Origin of the sequence: Paenibacillus melissococcoides (assembly GCA_944800085.1) — a bacterium.
GTDB lineage: Bacteria > Bacillota > Bacilli > Paenibacillales > Paenibacillaceae > Paenibacillus_B > Paenibacillus_B melissococcoides.
This window is the reverse complement of record CALYLO010000001.1, coordinates 494,936-510,713: the sequence shown is the minus strand read 5'-3', so window position 1 is coordinate 510,713 and position 15,778 is coordinate 494,936. Positions and strand designations below refer to the sequence as shown.

The 15,778-nt window shown below is 54.5% G+C and carries 12 protein-coding genes; 2 read left to right on the top strand and 10 right to left on the bottom strand.

All coding sequences use genetic code 11. The features are described from left to right. Positions 1 to 2: 2 nt before the first annotated feature. The 3 genes from OCY70_RS02405 to OCY70_RS02395 all read right to left on the bottom strand — a co-directional run bounded on the left by OCY70_RS02405 (position 3) and on the right by OCY70_RS02395 (position 4,502). Positions 3 to 1,412: an ABC transporter substrate-binding protein gene (locus OCY70_RS02405; RefSeq protein WP_261944645.1), complete on the bottom strand. Its 1,410-nt coding sequence runs from the start codon at positions 1,410 to 1,412 to the stop codon at positions 3 to 5. Positions 1,413 to 1,539: 127 nt separating this feature from the next. Further along, the gene (locus OCY70_RS02400; protein WP_213426159.1) at positions 1,540 to 3,033 is read right to left on the bottom strand and encodes an ABC transporter substrate-binding protein; all 1,494 of its coding nucleotides are present in this window, start codon (positions 3,031 to 3,033) and stop codon (positions 1,540 to 1,542) included. 185 nt (positions 3,034 to 3,218) lie between these two features. Beyond that, the gene (locus OCY70_RS02395; RefSeq protein WP_213426158.1) at positions 3,219 to 4,502 is read right to left on the bottom strand and encodes a DEAD/DEAH box helicase; all 1,284 of its coding nucleotides are present in this window, start codon (positions 4,500 to 4,502) and stop codon (positions 3,219 to 3,221) included. 341 nt (positions 4,503 to 4,843) lie between these two features. Between OCY70_RS02395 and OCY70_RS02390 the strand changes: the two genes are divergently transcribed. Then, positions 4,844 to 5,098 (top strand): DUF2573 family protein, encoded by a 255-nt coding sequence (locus tag OCY70_RS02390; protein WP_213426157.1) that lies wholly within the window; start codon positions 4,844 to 4,846, stop codon positions 5,096 to 5,098. Between the two features lie 126 nt (positions 5,099 to 5,224). On the opposite strand, the gene OCY70_RS02385 is transcribed toward OCY70_RS02390, so the two are convergent. Then, positions 5,225 to 6,001, bottom strand: coding sequence for an SDR family NAD(P)-dependent oxidoreductase (locus OCY70_RS02385; RefSeq protein ID WP_213426156.1), 777 nt, complete (start codon positions 5,999 to 6,001; stop codon positions 5,225 to 5,227). An 82-nt stretch (positions 6,002 to 6,083) separates the two neighbouring features. After that, complete coding sequence (locus OCY70_RS02380) at positions 6,084 to 6,560, bottom strand: chemotaxis protein CheX (RefSeq protein ID WP_213426155.1); 477 nt, start codon at positions 6,558 to 6,560, stop codon at positions 6,084 to 6,086. A gap of 470 nt (positions 6,561 to 7,030) precedes the next feature. Here OCY70_RS02380 and OCY70_RS02375 point away from each other — a divergent pair, with 470 nt between their 5' ends. Beyond that, on the top strand, positions 7,031 to 9,085 hold the full coding sequence (locus tag OCY70_RS02375) for a methyl-accepting chemotaxis protein (protein WP_213426154.1): 2,055 nt from the start codon (positions 7,031 to 7,033) through the stop codon (positions 9,083 to 9,085). A 411-nt stretch (positions 9,086 to 9,496) separates the two neighbouring features. Here the strand turns inward: OCY70_RS02375 and OCY70_RS02370 are convergent, their stop codons facing one another. The 5 genes from OCY70_RS02370 to OCY70_RS02350 all read right to left on the bottom strand — a co-directional run bounded on the left by OCY70_RS02370 (position 9,497) and on the right by OCY70_RS02350 (position 15,618). Next, on the bottom strand, positions 9,497 to 10,822 hold the full coding sequence (locus OCY70_RS02370) for a glycoside hydrolase family 125 protein (protein ID WP_213426153.1): 1,326 nt from the start codon (positions 10,820 to 10,822) through the stop codon (positions 9,497 to 9,499). Between the two features lie 160 nt (positions 10,823 to 10,982). Then, positions 10,983 to 12,365, bottom strand: a complete 1,383-nt coding sequence (locus tag OCY70_RS02365; RefSeq protein ID WP_249724425.1) for a sulfatase-like hydrolase/transferase — start codon at positions 12,363 to 12,365, stop codon at positions 10,983 to 10,985. Positions 12,366 to 12,409: 44 nt separating this feature from the next. Continuing rightward, complete coding sequence (locus OCY70_RS02360) at positions 12,410 to 13,243, bottom strand: carbohydrate ABC transporter permease (protein WP_213426152.1); 834 nt, start codon at positions 13,241 to 13,243, stop codon at positions 12,410 to 12,412. Beyond that, complete coding sequence (locus tag OCY70_RS02355) at positions 13,236 to 14,120, bottom strand: carbohydrate ABC transporter permease (RefSeq protein WP_213426151.1); 885 nt, start codon at positions 14,118 to 14,120, stop codon at positions 13,236 to 13,238. The genes OCY70_RS02360 and OCY70_RS02355 overlap by 8 nt, the downstream gene beginning before the upstream one ends. Before the next feature lie 169 nt (positions 14,121 to 14,289). Continuing rightward, complete coding sequence (locus OCY70_RS02350) at positions 14,290 to 15,618, bottom strand: extracellular solute-binding protein (protein ID WP_213426150.1); 1,329 nt, start codon at positions 15,616 to 15,618, stop codon at positions 14,290 to 14,292. Positions 15,619 to 15,778 lie beyond the last annotated feature (160 nt).

Genomic DNA, 15,778 nt, shown 5'->3' with positions numbered 1-15,778 from the left:
CCTTAGCCTTCTGTTTGGTTCTCTTCTTCTGCTTTACCGCTCTCCCCTTTCGCTTTCTGTTCGGCCTCTTTACGCGCTTTCTCCGCTTCCCGGCCCTTCTGCAGCGCGGCTTCCCCTTCAGCCTGGATCGCGGCGACGGCTTCATCCACTGTCTTCTTGTTGTCTATCACGGCTTTCAGTTCCTTGCTCAGGATCATTCGGAAATCCGTGTAGAAATTTGATGGTACATCCACATTCGGTCCGCCCCACATCGATTCGTGCTTCGCCTTCGGACGCAGCGAATAAAAGGCCTCCGTGCTTTTGCCGTCGATTTCCTTCATGAATTGGTTCCTTGTCGGAAGGTTGCCGTCCATCGAACGGGAGGCTGCCTTGGCCATCTCCGGCCCGTTTACGAATTTGACGAACTCCCACGCCGCCCGCTTGTTCGGCGAATCCGCCGCGATGGCATAGACTTCGTTGAGACTCGCGTACGAAGACTCGTCAGGAGATGCCGGATCGACAGGCACGGATACCATGCCCCAGTCGATTGGCCTGGACTCTTTATCCCACATGGCACGGTTCTTGATTTGGGATATAAACCATGGGCCATCCATGATCATCGCGGCCCTGCCTTTGAAAAAGAGATCGTCGTCTGACGAAAATCCTCGGGAGTCTCCTTCATCCCTCGTTTGGGTGTATACTCCCTTGTTCCGGATCGCGTCCGTTGTCAGCTTCACCATCTGCTTCCACCCGTCCGTATTGAAGACGAGCTTCTCCCCTTTGGCGTCGAAAAACCGCAGCGAGGAGGCTTTCGCGACATCGAGCAGCAGTTCCTGAGCCCCTCCTCCATAGCGCTGATAGTAGCCGTAGATTTGATTTTCGCCCGAGCCGACACTTGCGAAGCGGCTCGACAGGTCGAGCACCTCCTGCCAGCTCATTTTGTTGCGAGGCGGTTCAATGTTGTGGTCCCGGAACAGCTCGGCATTATAATAAATGACATTAGTATAGAAATACGGAGCCAGTCCATACAGCGAACCGCCGCCACGTTCCCGAATCAAGTCGACAAGGCCCGGCATGTACCCTTCCAGATCGAATTTTTCCTGGGCGATAACGGCATCCAGATTATACAGCTTGCCTTCCTGGACCAGCTTCTCCATCATTTCCAAATCGATCATCAATACGTCCGGCTTATGCTTATCCAGAAACTTCATTCGCTCTTCTTCATAATCGACATCTTCTTTGTCTTGCAGCTCCCGGTACATTTCTTGTTGATTCACGATTTCGAATTCAATATCCGGATATTTCACATTAAAATAATTGCCGTATTGCCGATAAAAGTTTTCCTCATCATAATAGACAACTTTAATTTTCCCCTTGCCGTCCTTCCCCAGCTCGTCAAGCACCGGTTTTTCGCCGAAGCAGCCGCTGAGCATGGCAACGGCCAGAGTCAATAGCAAGGCAAGCTTCCATTTCCTCACCCCAATTAGTCCCCCTCCTGTACTAAATAAAAGAGGCCGCCAACTTGTGTCAGCGGCCCTAAGTTATGTCTTGCGCTCTATGCTAGTCAATCCCCTCGGATGTGCCAGCCTCCGCACTGCCTGAATCCTCGGTTTTGTTATCCTCCGCGGCTTTTCCGCTATCGCCTTCTGCGCCCTTTTGGGCCGCTTTGCGCGCTTTCTCCGCTTCTCTGCCCTTTTGCAGCGCTTCCTCTCCTTTGGCCTGGATGGCGGCGGCGGCTTCCTCCACCGTCTTCTTGTTGTCGACCACGGCTTTCATTTCTTTCCCCAGAAGGCTTAAGAATTCCATGTAGAAATCGCTCGGGATTTTCACGTTCGGTCCGCCCCACATCGATTCGTATTCCGCCTTCGGGCGAAGCAGATAGAACGCTTCCGTGCTTTTGCCGTCGATTTCCTTCATGAACTGGTTCCGTGTCGGCAGACTTCCCCGCGAAGAGCGGGAAGCCGCCTTGGCCATTTCCGGCCCGTTCACGAACTTGACGAACTCCCATGCCGCCCGCTTGTTCGGGGAATCGGCCGCGATAGCAAATACCTCGTGCAGCGTCGCATACGATGATTCATCCGGATTCGCCGGATCGACAGGCGCGGTTACCATGCCCCAATCGATTTCCTTGGCTTCCTTATCCCACATCATGCGGTTCTTGAATTCGGAAATCACCCAAGGTCCACTCATAATCATCGCGGCCTTGCCTTTGAAAAAGAGATCGTCGTCTCCCATATACATACGTTCATTGCCCTCATCCATGGGTTGAGTATAGACCGCCTTGCTCCGGATCGCGTCTGAAGCCATCTTCATCGCCTGCTTCCACCCATCCGTATTGAAGACGAGCTTTTCCCCTTTGGCGTCGAACAGGCGCAGCGAGGAGCCTTGCGCTATGCTGGTAAGAAAACTGTCCAGAGAACCGTATCGTTCAGAGTAGCCATAGATTTGATTCTCGCCCGAACCGATGCCCGAGAAGCGGCTCGACAGATCGATCAGCTCCTGCCACGTCATTTTATTGCGCGGCGGTTCGATATTATGCTCCCGGAACAACCCGGCATTATAGAAGATTACATTCGTGTAGAAATTAGGAGCCAATCCGTAGAGCGAGCCGCCTCCCCTGGCTCGAATCATATCGATGAGACCCGGCATAAAGCCTTCCAGATCGAATTTCTCCTGGGCGATGACGGCATCCAGATTATAGAGCTTCCCTTCCTGGGCCATTTTCTCCATCGTCGGCAAATCAATCATCAATACGTCCGGCTTATGCTTGTCCAGGAACTTCTGCATTTCTTCCTGATAATCGGCATCTTCCTTATCCTGCAATTCCCGTTGCATTTCTTGCTGATCTACCACTTCGAATTCAATATCCGGATATTTCACGTTAAAACTATTGCCATATTCCGAGTAAAAGGCCTCTTCGCTATAATAGACAACTTTGATTTTCCCCTTGCCGTCCTTCCCCAGCTCCTCAAGCACCGGCTTCTCGCCGAAGCAGCCGCTGATCATGGCAACGACCAGAGTCAATAGCAGAGCAATCTTCCATTTCCTTAGCACAATTTTTTCTCCTCCTTTTCCCTTCCAAATTTCAGTATATCGGTTGGCCTGGCGGCGTTCAACCATATACAGGAAACTTTATGTTTTTGTTATGTTTTTGCTAGATTTGAGTTCAAATTCCTCCTGTAACACAAAAGCACCGCCGAATGATGCCCATTCAGCGGTGCCTGACCTTTTCCCGATCGTTACGTTCGTTTGTCCTTGAGCCACTTCGGCGCGCCTTTGTCCTTCCGATCCCGGTGACGCTCCGATTTGGGCTGCGCCTTTCTAGCGGCTCCAGCCCCCTCGCGCGCGCCGCGCGGCTTGCCGTTCGGCTTGCCTCCCCGGTTCGCGTTCGGGTCGTGCAGTCGCCCTTCGTAGAACACGCGCTCGGCGATCGTAATTCCAAGCTCGCGTTCGAACTTGCGCATAATGAACCGCTCTTGCGGCGTAATCAGATTGACGGACATGCCTTGGCGGCCCATCCGTCCGGTGCGGCCGGCGCGGTGAATATAATGCTCCGCATCCAGCGCCGGCTCAATGCTGATGACGAGCGGCAGATCCGGGATATCCAATCCTCTGGCCGCGACATCGGTCGCCAGGAGCACCTGGACCTGTCCTTCGCGGAAACGCCGCAGCACGGCCGTCCGCTCCTGCTTCGGCGCATCGCCGTACAGGGAGGCAACCGACAGGCCGACATAGGCCAGCTTCGCCTCCCATTCCCCGATGCGGTTCGAGTCGTTCACGAACGCGATCGCCCGCTTCGGGTTCCACAGCCGGATAAGACGGCGGACCATATCGATCTTGTCGCGCTCCACAGCCACATACAGATGCTGGATCGTGTCCGCCATCCGCTTGTCCGGCTCGATTCCGATCTCCGCCGGCGCCTGCATGAAGCGGCTGGCCAGCTCCCGGACCGCCCGAGGGAGAGTCGCCGAGAAGAAGAGAAGCTGCCGATCGCGCAGCGCGCTGCGGATCGCCATGTCCGTATCGCGAGCTCCGCCCTTCTGCAGCAAATGGTCGACCTCATCCACGACGATCATTCGGACCTCATGCATCTTCAGCTTGCGCATTTCAATCAGTTCCCGGATGCGTCCGGGCGTGCCGACGACAAGCTGCGGCTTGTCGCGCAGCCGTTCCACCTGGCGGTTCAGGGCGGCTCCGCCAATGAGCGCGGCGACGTGAATCCCGCTTCCTTCGCCATAGTACTCCGCCTCGCGCACGATCTGCATGGCCAGCTCCTGCGTCGGGGCGATAACCACCGCCTGCGTCCCTCGGTGCGAGGCGTCTATCTTCATCAATACCGGCAAGAGATACGCCAGTGTCTTGCCCGTTCCGGTCTGCGACTGGGCCAGAATATCGCGGCCCTCCAGCGCAACCGGAATCGCTTCCGCCTGTACGGGCGACGGAGCGGTAATGTCTTTCGCTTGAAGCTTCGCTAACAATTCCTCGGTAATCGACAAGGAAGCAAACGTGGTGCTCAACTGCATCGATCCTCTCTATGACATGACATCCGTTCATGTATGTATCTCGCTTAACTGCGGCATTCATGGCTCTATTATAGCGAAAAGAACCGCCAGCACCAAACTTTTATCCCTGTTGGGCCCGTCCTGCCCGCAAAATGTGGTACAATTCACCATATATGCAGATTATGCGCAAAAAAATAGGACAGCACCCGAAACGGAGCTGAGGCTGTTTTGATGCATTATCGTCTATATTTTGTGACATGCTGGAATATAAAATGAAGGTATCGAGGCAATCGAAGCGGCCGCAAATCGCGGAATGGTTGTCGGGGCATGGATGATGATCGTTAAAAAAAGGAGGACCTAACATGAGTGAAGCTGCACAACCTGCATTCGAACGGTTAGTTGAAAAATATGCCGAGCTGCTGACGGGGCATTCCGATCCGGTCACCGTCGAGAAGGTGAAGCGGTGGGCCCTGTATAATCAGATGCATAAGACGATGCCGAACCTGACTCGGCATTGGAATGATGCCCATCCGGAGGGAAAGGCGGAAATACGGGCGCTGTTCGAGGAGATTAAGCAAATGAACGAGGCGCATCGCCAGAGCGGCTCCAATTCCTGACGATCTTTGCCGGCTGCGGCGACCAGTCCGCCCATGCAATGCTGCCTCGAACGACGCAATGCATAAGCGGACCTGCTTCATTCCTTGCCCCTCCGGCTATGATTCGTCCGGCGCCCCTGGCGGCGCTTATTTTTTATTCAGCAATCGGGCCGCGATTCGATTGGATATGCGGGGAAAGAGAGAATAAAGGCGCATGCCCAGCGCTCCCAGCCACGGCAGGTCCACTTCCTGTCTGCGCGTCTCCATGATGCGAATCAGATGGCGCACGACCTTGTCCGGCGGCATGATGAACCAGCGCACATTATTCACATACTGGCCTGACGGATCGGCGCGGTCGAAGAAGGGCGTATCGACAGGCCCCGGATTGACGGCCGACACGGCGACCCCGGTCCCCGCCAGCTCCATCCGCAGCGCATTCGTGAACCCGAGCACGGCATGCTTCGTCGCGCTGTAGCCGGCAGATTTGGGAGATCCGATCTTGCCTGCCATGGAAGCCACGTTCACGATATGGCCGTCGCGGCGTGCCAGCATATGCGGGAGCACCGCCTTCGTGCAGCGCACAACCCCCATATAGTTGACGTCCATCATGCCGGCGAACTGGGACACGCTCATGTCCGTGACGCGGTCGAATTGCCCGTACCCCGCATTGTTGAGCAGGATATCGATTCGACCGAACCGCTCCAGGACATCGGTTACGATACGTTCCACGTCATCATCGCTGGTCACGTCCATCGTATAGACGGCATGCTCCGCTGTTATGCCCAGAACGGCGGCATCCAGCTTCTGCCGCGAGCGCCCCGTCAGCACGGGTACGGCTCCTTTGGCCGCTGCGGCTTGGGCGGTCAGAGCCCCGATGCCGCTCGAAGCTCCTGTAATGAGCACAATTTTCCCTTTCAAATCCATTTCCTGCTGCTCCTTTGGCGCTGCCCCGCCTGCAGCCCGTCATTCCTGACGCTGCAGCTTGCGGCCGGCCTTGCATCATGCGTCAGGATACGACACTGACCTTATCACTATATCCGATATGCATGAGCACATCAAACCGTCCGATATCTCCAATAATGAGCGGCACCGCCATCGCCTGTTGAATCGGTCCCGAGTTGGAGGAGACCAGCAATTGAGGCGGCGTAATATCGACGCGCAGCCCTTGATTGAACATCAACGTGGTCGCATTGCCGCTAATCATATTCCCCAGCTCCGAAATCGCGCTTTCCCCAATGGCATCCAGCGCTTCCAGCGGGAAGCCTCCCATCATCGCGGAAGCCATCTTAATGGCGACATCTTCATTTAACCCGAACGCGACATGGCCCGATAATTGCCCCGTCATCCCTATCTGGATGCGTAAATCATGAGATCCGCTCCAAGATAACATCTCAAGCTCTCCCCGTTCCGGACGGACTTGCACGACTTGTTCGATAACCGTGCACGCCGATTGCAAAAAAGGATGAATCCACTCGGCTTTCATCTTTGTATCTTTCGCCCCTTTCCGACAGTAAGGGAGTAATGTCCGAACCTCATTCGAACGTCCTACATACCCACTTTTATATGACTATTATACTAAAAACGATCGCGCCGATCACTAAAACATTTCTCTGAATTTCATTCATTTTGTATATTTATATATTTTTGAGCATAAAGAACTAATCACACAGCTTCATTGTTGCCTCAAAGCCGATGGCTTTTGCTTATGCTCGCGAATGACGCTGCTTTGAAGAGAATGCCGCTGTTTCCTTTCAAGCTAACGTTTATGACCAAAGACCTAACGCTATATGAAAATACGAATGCAAAAAAAATATTCAGCAGTAAACTTCCTTCTATTTGTAATAGGTATTAAGAAAGACCTTTTTTTGGGCGATAAATAGAATAGAGAGGATGTCGAATTTCCTTAAATAATGTCGATTCTATTTATGAAAGCATCTTAGAGGAGGGGCAGCTATGTTAAAAAGCATTAAAATGAAACTGGTTCTTGCTTTTTTAGTTACGATCCTGATTCCGATTTCTATTATTGGCATTATTGTTAATAATAGTATGATCAAAGAAATCACCGATGAATTCGTGACGTCGACGACCAACGAAGTCGCGCAGGTGGACGGCCGAATGGCGCTTTTTTTCGACACGGTGAAAGAGAATGTGAAGTTTCTGGCGGACAGCCCGATCATCAATCAAGCTGATGACAGCATCACCTCATACATGAAGCTGACGGAGAACAAAAAATCGACACTCGCTCAAAACGGCGGCATTGAAAGTGAAATCTATCGGGAATTTGAGCGCTTTGCCCAGACGCATCCGAACACCTCTACCGTATTTTTGGGGGCTGCCCATAGCGGTTACGTCCAGTGGCCGGAAAAAGAAATGGCCGCCAAGTATGACCCGCGCACCCGCCCTTGGTATGCGAATGCAATGTCGAATCCGGACCAAGTTACCATTACCGATCCGTATGTCGATTCGGTAACCGGCAATTTGAATATGAGCAGCGTAGCGGTCGTACACGACGCCAACGGCAAGCCTCTGGGCGTACTCGGGCTGGATACGAGCCTCGGCAAGCTGGCCGAACAGCTTCAGAGCATCAAAATCCGGGAGACCGGCTATGTCGTGCTGCTATCCAAAGACGGGACGATTCTCGCTGATCCCCGCAATCCGGAGCTGATCTCCAAAAATATCGCGGATATCGGCGTGCCCGAATTTGCGGATATCAAAGAAAAAACCTCGGATCATTTCGAGATTCAAGTGGATGGCACAGATTATATGACCAACTTGTATACGTCCCAGGCAACCGGGTGGAAATACTTGTCCATCGTGGAAAAAAGCGAGCTGACGCGGGAAGCCGACAAGATCGGAATGATCAATTTGATTACCAGCTCGATCTGCGCCGTGTTAGCCGTGCTGCTGGCGCTTGGGGTGGCATTGAACATTACGAAGCCGATTCAGACCGTCGTCGCCAATCTGAAGGCGATCAGCGCCGGGGATTTCACGGGCGAGGTTCCAGCCTCGATTCAGCGGAAAAAGGACGAGGTCGGCGTACTGGGGCAATCGCTGCAAGTGATGCAAGCCTCCATCCGCCATCTCGTCGGCGAGATACGCAGCGCCGCGAATACATTGGCCGATTCGTCGAAGCAGTTGTCCGCCCACACGGCCGCAAGCACGGCTCAGATTCAGGAAGTCGACTCGATCGTCAAGATCGTCGCCAGCGGCGCCGACACGCAAATGCGGGGCACGGAAGAAGGGGCCAAGGCGATGGAAGAAATGGCTATCGGCATTCAGCGCATCGCCGAAAGCACAACCAGCATATCCGAGACATCGCTGGATACGGCCGACCAGGCGAAGCAGGGGAATATGCTGCTCCAGGAAGCGGTGCGGCAGATGAATACGATCGATGAATCGGTAAGGCATTCTGGGGGATTGGTGCAGACTCTCGGCGAGCGGTCCGAGCAGATGGCCCACATCGTCGATGTCATCACCCAGATTGCGTCGCAGACGAACCTGCTTGCGCTCAATGCAGCGATTGAAGCGTCCCGGGCCGGGGAGCATGGCCAAGGCTTTGCCGTCGTCGCCCATGAAGTGAGGAAGCTGGCGGAACGCTCGGCCGAATCCGCCCGTGAAATCTCCGATCTGATCGAGGAGACGAGAATGGATGCCCGCAAAGCCGTGGAGTCGATGGATCTCGTACGGGATAGCGTCGCCGACGGCATTGAAAAAGTGCAAAATTCGGGCGCGACCTTCGAACGCATCTTAACGGATATTACGGATATCGCAGGCCAGATTCAGGATACATCGGCGGTGACGGAAGAAATGTCCGCCGGCTCCGAGGAAGTGCTTGCTTCCGTGAATGAAATCGCGCATATCGCCGAGAAGAACGCGGAGCATGCCACGAAGCTGGTGAAGTTCACGGATCAGCAGCTGGTCGATATGGGCACACTGCTGAAGAACGCGGAGCAGCTGAATCAAATGGCGCAAACGCTGAACGAGATGATAAGCCGGTATAAAATGTAAGAGAACGCAGCAAGGGGGGTGTCCCAAAAGTAGTATTTCACTACAGTGAGACAGCCCCCCTGATTTTCAAAGCTCGACTCGCCGAAAAACTGCAAAAATGCACTTTTCCTTTATGATGTGTACTCCGTTACAGGAAATCCTGCAAAACGGCATCAATTTCTGACTATCCAATCGATAAAAGATAAAAAACGATGAACATCATGTAATTTTGCAGGAATTTCATCAAAGAGCGGCTGAAAGAGCAGAAATGGATGCATCCACGCAGCACTTCACTGCTTCATCCATCTTCCACCGTTTTCCGCGCAGCCGTTTTTCCCGCACCACATTCTCTGTTACCTCGTCATCTCCATCATTTTGCAGTGCCTGTGAGACACTCCCCTTGTCCGTATCGCATGAACTTCGGCTTGTCCTTTATTTGTCCAGCAATCCCCGCTGCATCGCCTTCCACACGAGCTGGGAGAACAGACTGTTCGACCAGGCGAACCAAGGGCGGGTGAAGATGGCCGGATCGTCCGCGTGGAAGCCTTCATGCATGAAGCCGGTATCGGCATCGGTCGCTTCCAACGTGGCGATGAGCGACACGATCTCCTCATCGCTGATCGACGTCAAGCCCTGCATCGAGAGCGCCATATGCCACACATAGCCGTCCGGCGTATGCGGGCTGCCGATCCCCGATGCGGCCTTGCCTTCGAAGTAGTACGGATTCTCCTTGCTCAGGATGAAGCGGCGCGTATTCTGGTAGACCGGATCCTCGGCGTCCGCATAGCCGAGATACGGAATCGACATCAGACTCGGCGTTCCCGCATCGTCCATCAGGCAGAAGTTGCCGAAGCCATCCGTCTCGTACACGTACATTTTGCCGCAGGTCGGGTGATTGTAAGTGCCGTACAGTTGAATGCCATGCTCGATCTCTTTTTCGAGCTTGTGCATTTCCTTCACGAACGCTTCGTCGCGGAAGCCGTACTTCGCAATCTCCTGCATCTGGCGCAGCGAGACGACCGCGAACATGTTGGAAGGAATATTGTAATGGAAGTCGCAGGCATCGTCGCTCGGACGGAAGCCGGACCACGTCATCCCCGTATAGTTGACCGGCATGCCAAGGCCGTCGTTGCGCAGCGTGTCGATATCCGGGCAATTCTCGCGCATGAAGCGGTACGGCGATTGCTCGAAATGGCGCTGCTCCGTCTTCCAGACGCCGACGATTTTGCGCATGGCGGATTTGAAGTTCGCATCGAAAATATCGGTGCGCCCCGTCTCTTTCCAATACATATAAGCGAGACGAATCGTGAAGCACATCGAATCAAGCTCATATTTGCGCTCCCATACCCATGGGGACATATCGGTCTGGTCATTCGCATCCCAGTGCCAGTCGTTCGGGCCTTCATTGAATGCGTTCGCATACGGATCGATATTGATATAGAACATATGGCGCTTGATCAGGCCGCCGATAATGCGCTGCAGATCGGCGTCATCCTTGGCGAACGGGACATAGTGAATGACTTGCTCCACCGAGTCGCGCAGCCACATCGCCGGAATGTCTCCGGTCAGCACGAAGGTCGTGCCGTCCTCCAGCAGCTTCGTCGTCGTCTCCAGCGTATTCGGGAAGCAGTTCTTGAACTGCTTCAACAGCTTCGGGCGATGCGCCAGCTTCTGCTCGGCCTCCGCCAGCACCTGCTTCACCGCTTGGGGAAGCTCGAACTTCGGCACGTCGATTTTGGGCAATCGGAATTGTTCCATCTTGGGTATCCTCCACCTGTTCCACTTGATGTATATATGGGATGATATGCGCCGGCATGGACAGCGGGACAAGCGAATCCGTCCCTCTGCCTTGTCCTGCCCGCGGCTCTTCTTAGTTTACATGCAAACGCGGGTTACCGCTACCCTCTGCTCCGGAACTTCATCCGCTTATCGCAAAGGAGTCCGCGTACGGGTCGCCGACCTGTCTCATCCATGCCTGCATCGCCTCGTCCAGACGGCGAATATGCTGCCGCATCTCCGGTTCCTGCGCCAGATTGCGCAGCTCCCCGGGATCTTCGAGCAGGTCGAACAGCTGCGCCATGTCCGCACCTTCGCCGGTAACGCCGGACTTCCGGTAGCGAATGAGCTTGTAGCGGCCGTCCTTCACCATCCGCTGCGTGTCCTTGTACAGCGCATAGACAGTGCTCCGTTCCGCGCCGGCTTCGCCGCGCATCAGGTCCGCCATGCTGCGCCCTTCCACGGATGCCGGAACAGGAATGCCGGCCAACTCGCATAAGGTCGGATAAATGTCCATCTGATACACTTGTCCGCCGATCAGCCCCTTGGCCGGCACGCCAGGCCCGGCCACCATCCACGGGATGCGGATGCTGTGCTCATACAGATTCTGCTTGCCCATCAAGCCATGCTGCCCGACGGCGAGCCCGTGGTCAGACGTATAGACGACGATCGTGTCGTCCATTCGCCCGGTCTCCTCCAGCGCCTGCATCAGCCGTCCCATCTGCGCATCCATATGGGTGATCATCACGTAATAATCGGCGATATGGCGCCGAACCTCTTCCTTCGTGCGCGGCCGGCCCGCGAGCCCCTCATCGCGGATATGCATCTCTCCGTTGTCAAAAGGATGCTCCGGCAAAAAATTGCCGGGCACGGCGACGCGGTCGCCCTCATACTGCGACGCGTACGGCTCGGGCGCCGTCCGCGGATCATGAGGAGAGGTATGGGCCACATAGAGGAAAAACGGTTCCTCCCGGTCATATCTTCGGATGAACGCCTCCGCTTCATCCGTGAACAGCTCGGTCGAGAACGTGCTCTCGACGGTGCGTTGGGAGGAGGAATACGTTCCCGTCGGATCATAGGCATAGACAGGGACCTCGCGATGATGGCTCATTCCGCCGAAGAAAATGCGGTTGCCGCCGGCAAAGCTGCGGTTGAAGCTGGCGGTGTCGTTATGCCATTTCCCGACCGCATACGCATAATAGCCGTGCCGTCGGAACGTCTCGCCCAAGGTGCGCTTCTCCGGAGACAGCGTCATCTTCTCCACCGTGTCACCCAAGTCCTGCTTCACCGTCGCCCCGAATATCGAGGAGCCGGTGTTCAGGCAGGCCCGGCATGGCGAGCATACCGCCCCGTCCATCCCGCCGATGATGTTCGTGCTCTGGAAGCTGACACCGCTCTCGGCCAATCGGTCCAGCGTCGGAGTCATCACCTCGGGATTGCCATGCGCCCGAATCGACTCATACCGGTGGTCATCGGCGACGAGCACGATCACATTCGGCCGCCGCGCGGAATGCTTGTCCATCATTCATCCGCCCCTGTCTGCTCATTATGTTCGATAGACGGGAGCCGTCAGCCTTTGACGGCCCCCGCCGTCATTCCTTGCATAATTTTCTTATAGAATGCGAGATAAGTCAAAATGACCGGCAATACGACGATGACCATCGCCGCCATCATCTGCGGATAGTTCACGGTGAACTGTCCGTTGAAATTCGTCAGGCCGACCGGCAGCGTCCGCAGCTCCGGGCTCTTAATCAGCACGAGCGCGAACGGGAATTCGTTCCAGGCGCCCAGGAAATACAAAATGATGGCCGTCGAGATGACCGGAAGACACATCGGAAGCACGATCGTAAGCACGCGCCGCGTCGTGCTGCTTCCGTCAATCGCCGCCGCTTCCTCGACCTCGAGCGGAACCGATTTGATGAAGTTCTCGAACAGGAATATCCCCATCGACAGGTTGAAGGCGACATACGGCAGCACGAGCGTTATCCGCTGATCGAGCAGCCCCAGCGTCTTGAACTCGACGAATACCGGGATAAGCAGCCCGTGAATCGGAATGAGCATCCCTGCCAGGAACATGAAGTAGACCAGATTGCGCCCCGGGAAATCGAAGCGGGCCAAAATATAAGCGGCCAGGAAGCTCAGGACGACCGTGAAGATGACCGTCAGCACCGTGACGAATACGCTGTTCACGAAATACGTATCCATTTTCCCGATGCGGAAGGCGTCAACATAGTTCTGGAAATTGAGCGACGTTGGCAATGAAATAATATTCAGATTGAATTCCTGCTGGGTTTTCAGCGAGGAATAGATCATCCAGATGACCGGGAATATGCAGGACAACGACATGATCCACAGGAACAGGTTGATCAGGAACCGCGGAATGAACCGCATCGTTTTAGTCATTGTTCTTCCCTCCAATCAGACGGCTCAACAGGATAAGGAAGACGCTGAGCACCATTATGCCGATGGAGATCGCACTGCCGTATCCAAGCTTGAACGCTTTGAACGACGTGTCATATGCATATTGCGCCATGACCGTGGAGGAATTGCCCGGTCCGCCTCCCGTCATGACGAAGATGCTGTCGAACGCCTTCATGTTCCCCGCAATACAGAGCATCACGGCAATTTTCATCGTATCCTTCAGCAGGGGCAGCGTAATGTACATCGTCTTCTTGAAGCCGGTGGCTCCATCGATCTCCGCCATCTCGTACACTTCCCCGTTGATGCTTTGCATCGAAGCCATAAATATAATCAGGTAGAAACCGATATATTGCCACACAATCGGTGCTGTTACGGAGTACATGACGACGTTCGGATCGTCCAGCCAAGGCTTGATCCAGGATTCGAGCCCCAGAGAAGTCAGCAGCCAGTTCAGCAGTCCCGCGTCATTGTTGAAGATCATCGACCACAGGAACCCGATGACGACCGAGGACAGGACGACCGGGATAAAGATGACGGTCCGGTGGAATTCGCGCCACTTCACCCATTTGTTCAACAGGAATACCGCGATGATGAACGCGATCCCGATCTGGCCGACGACACTGAAGCCGACAATAATTAAGTTGTTGAGAAAAGCGCCCCAAAATTTCGCATCTTGAAGAAGCACCTCATAGTTCCGGAGCCCGATCCATTCCATCTTCGGTCCGCCCGACCATTTATAGAAGCTGTACCGCAAGGCGAGCACCAACGGAACAAGGACCATGAATGCGTACAGCAGCACGCTCGGCAGCAAATAGGCGAAAAATGTCCAGCGCTTGGGCCGAATCGCGGAGTTATTCATCACGGCTCTCTCCTCTCTTTTGCATATGCAGAACGGCAGACAAGACAGACTCCTCCCGAACATGGCGTTCAGGAGAAGGGTCCGTCCGTCTACTATCCGACTGCTGCATCTCTATCTTTGTATCTTGTTCGGATCTTTGTTATGAGCCAGCTTGTCTTCCAAGCCGGGATTACATTTCGTTCTCGTATTCCTTTTGCATCACTTCGGCCGCTTTTTCCGGCGTCAGCTGCCCGATGAGCATTTCCTGCATCGCGGAGTTCATCGCTTCCGTCAGACCTGGGGAGAGACGGGAATCGTAGATAGGAACATATTTCGTCGTTTCAAGCAGCTTCACCATTTTTTTGGTGAGCGGGGACAGATCAAGCTCGTTGATGTTGTCCACTTTGCTGGACGGAATGTCGCCGTATTTCAGAATGACTTTGGCCGCTTCCTTGTCGGACAGGGTTTTCATCAGCTTGGCGATATCGTCGAGCTTCGACTCGTCGATGTTGGCATTGATGGCATAGGCCCATCCGCCGCCGCCGGATACGCCGTTCTGGTCGCCTTTGGCGCCGTCGATTGCCGGGAAGACAGCCAATTCCGTCTTGTCCAGAATCTCTTGCGGGCCGCCGGTCTCCACCGCGTTGCTCGCCCAGGCGCCTTCGATGAACATTGCCGCCTTGCCGTTATAGTAGAGCGTCTTCATCTGGTTGTTGTCGATCGAGTTCATGTCGTTTTTGAACGCGCCGCGCTTGGCCAGATCCTGGAACAATTCCAACGCTTGCACGAACTCCTGGTCAGTGAACTTGGCGCCCTTGTGGTTCGCGAGGCTCTCGAACCATTGCGTTCCGGTGAAGCGGTCGCCCAGCGTCGACATGTAGCTGGAGTTCGCCAGCCATTTGCCTTTGTTGCCGAAGGCAATCGGCGTAATGTTCTGAGCTTTCAGGTTATCGATCAGCTTCAGGAAGTCATCCCATGTTTTCGGGAATTCGGAGAAGCCGGCTTTGGCAACCAAATCTTTGTTGTAAAAAATAACATGGGTCGGTCCGCCCGAGAATTGAATGCCGTATGTTTGTCCGTCGACTTGGTACGTATCCAGCGCGCCGTCTACGAAGCCGTTCTTCCAATCCGGATCTTTATCCAACAGATCGTCAACCGGTCTTACCAGTCCGTTCTCGACGAAGGTCGTGACCATCGAGCTCTTCATCAAGAACACGTCCGGAAGCTCGTTGGCAGCGGCCAGCGTCTTGATCTTCGTCTCGTAGTTGTCATGCGACTGAATCTCTTGATCCAGCTGAATGTCCGGATTCTCCGCCGTGAACTTGTCGAGCAGCTCCGCTTGATGGAGCCCTCCGCCTTCGGCGTTCTTATCGAACATGTGCATGAACGTAATCGGATCGGACGGACCTGCGTCCTTGCCCGTCTCCGCAGCCGGCTTGGACGAGCCGCAGCCGGCTACCGCTACCGCCAGACAGCTGATCAGCAGAATGGAGGTCCAACGTTTGATGCCTTTTTTCATTTGTGTACACCCCTTTAAGTTGTGCAATCATTATGTGTGCGACCGTTTACATCTTAAGTATAGGTAATCGGACCCGGATCGTAAGTAGAGGATTATATCAAATTATCCGATTTTTTAACCTTCTTCCCGTCTCCTGCGGAATCGCGGCCGAGGAGCCCAC

Excerpts from the sequence above, each read along its gene's own strand:
- OCY70_RS02405 (WP_261944645.1), bottom strand. The coding sequence starts at position 1,412 with ATGCTCAGCGGCTGCTTCGGCGAAAAACCGGTGCTTGACGAGCTGGGG.
- OCY70_RS02395 (WP_213426158.1), bottom strand. The coding sequence starts at position 4,502 with ATGCAGTTGAGCACCACGTTTGCTTCCTTGTCGATTACCGAGGAATTG.
- OCY70_RS02390 (WP_213426157.1), top strand. The coding sequence starts at position 4,844 with ATGAGTGAAGCTGCACAACCTGCATTCGAACGGTTAGTTGAAAAATAT.
- OCY70_RS02385 (WP_213426156.1), bottom strand. The coding sequence starts at position 6,001 with ATGGATTTGAAAGGGAAAATTGTGCTCATTACAGGAGCTTCGAGCGGC.
- OCY70_RS02380 (WP_213426155.1), bottom strand. The coding sequence starts at position 6,560 with ATGAAAGCCGAGTGGATTCATCCTTTTTTGCAATCGGCGTGCACGGTT.
- OCY70_RS02375 (WP_213426154.1), top strand. The coding sequence starts at position 7,031 with ATGTTAAAAAGCATTAAAATGAAACTGGTTCTTGCTTTTTTAGTTACG.
- OCY70_RS02370 (WP_213426153.1), bottom strand. The coding sequence starts at position 10,822 with ATGGAACAATTCCGATTGCCCAAAATCGACGTGCCGAAGTTCGAGCTT.
- OCY70_RS02365 (WP_249724425.1), bottom strand. The coding sequence starts at position 12,365 with ATGATGGACAAGCATTCCGCGCGGCGGCCGAATGTGATCGTGCTCGTC.
- OCY70_RS02360 (WP_213426152.1), bottom strand. The coding sequence starts at position 13,243 with ATGACTAAAACGATGCGGTTCATTCCGCGGTTCCTGATCAACCTGTTC.
- OCY70_RS02355 (WP_213426151.1), bottom strand. The coding sequence starts at position 14,120 with ATGAATAACTCCGCGATTCGGCCCAAGCGCTGGACATTTTTCGCCTAT.
- OCY70_RS02350 (WP_213426150.1), bottom strand. The coding sequence starts at position 15,618 with ATGAAAAAAGGCATCAAACGTTGGACCTCCATTCTGCTGATCAGCTGT.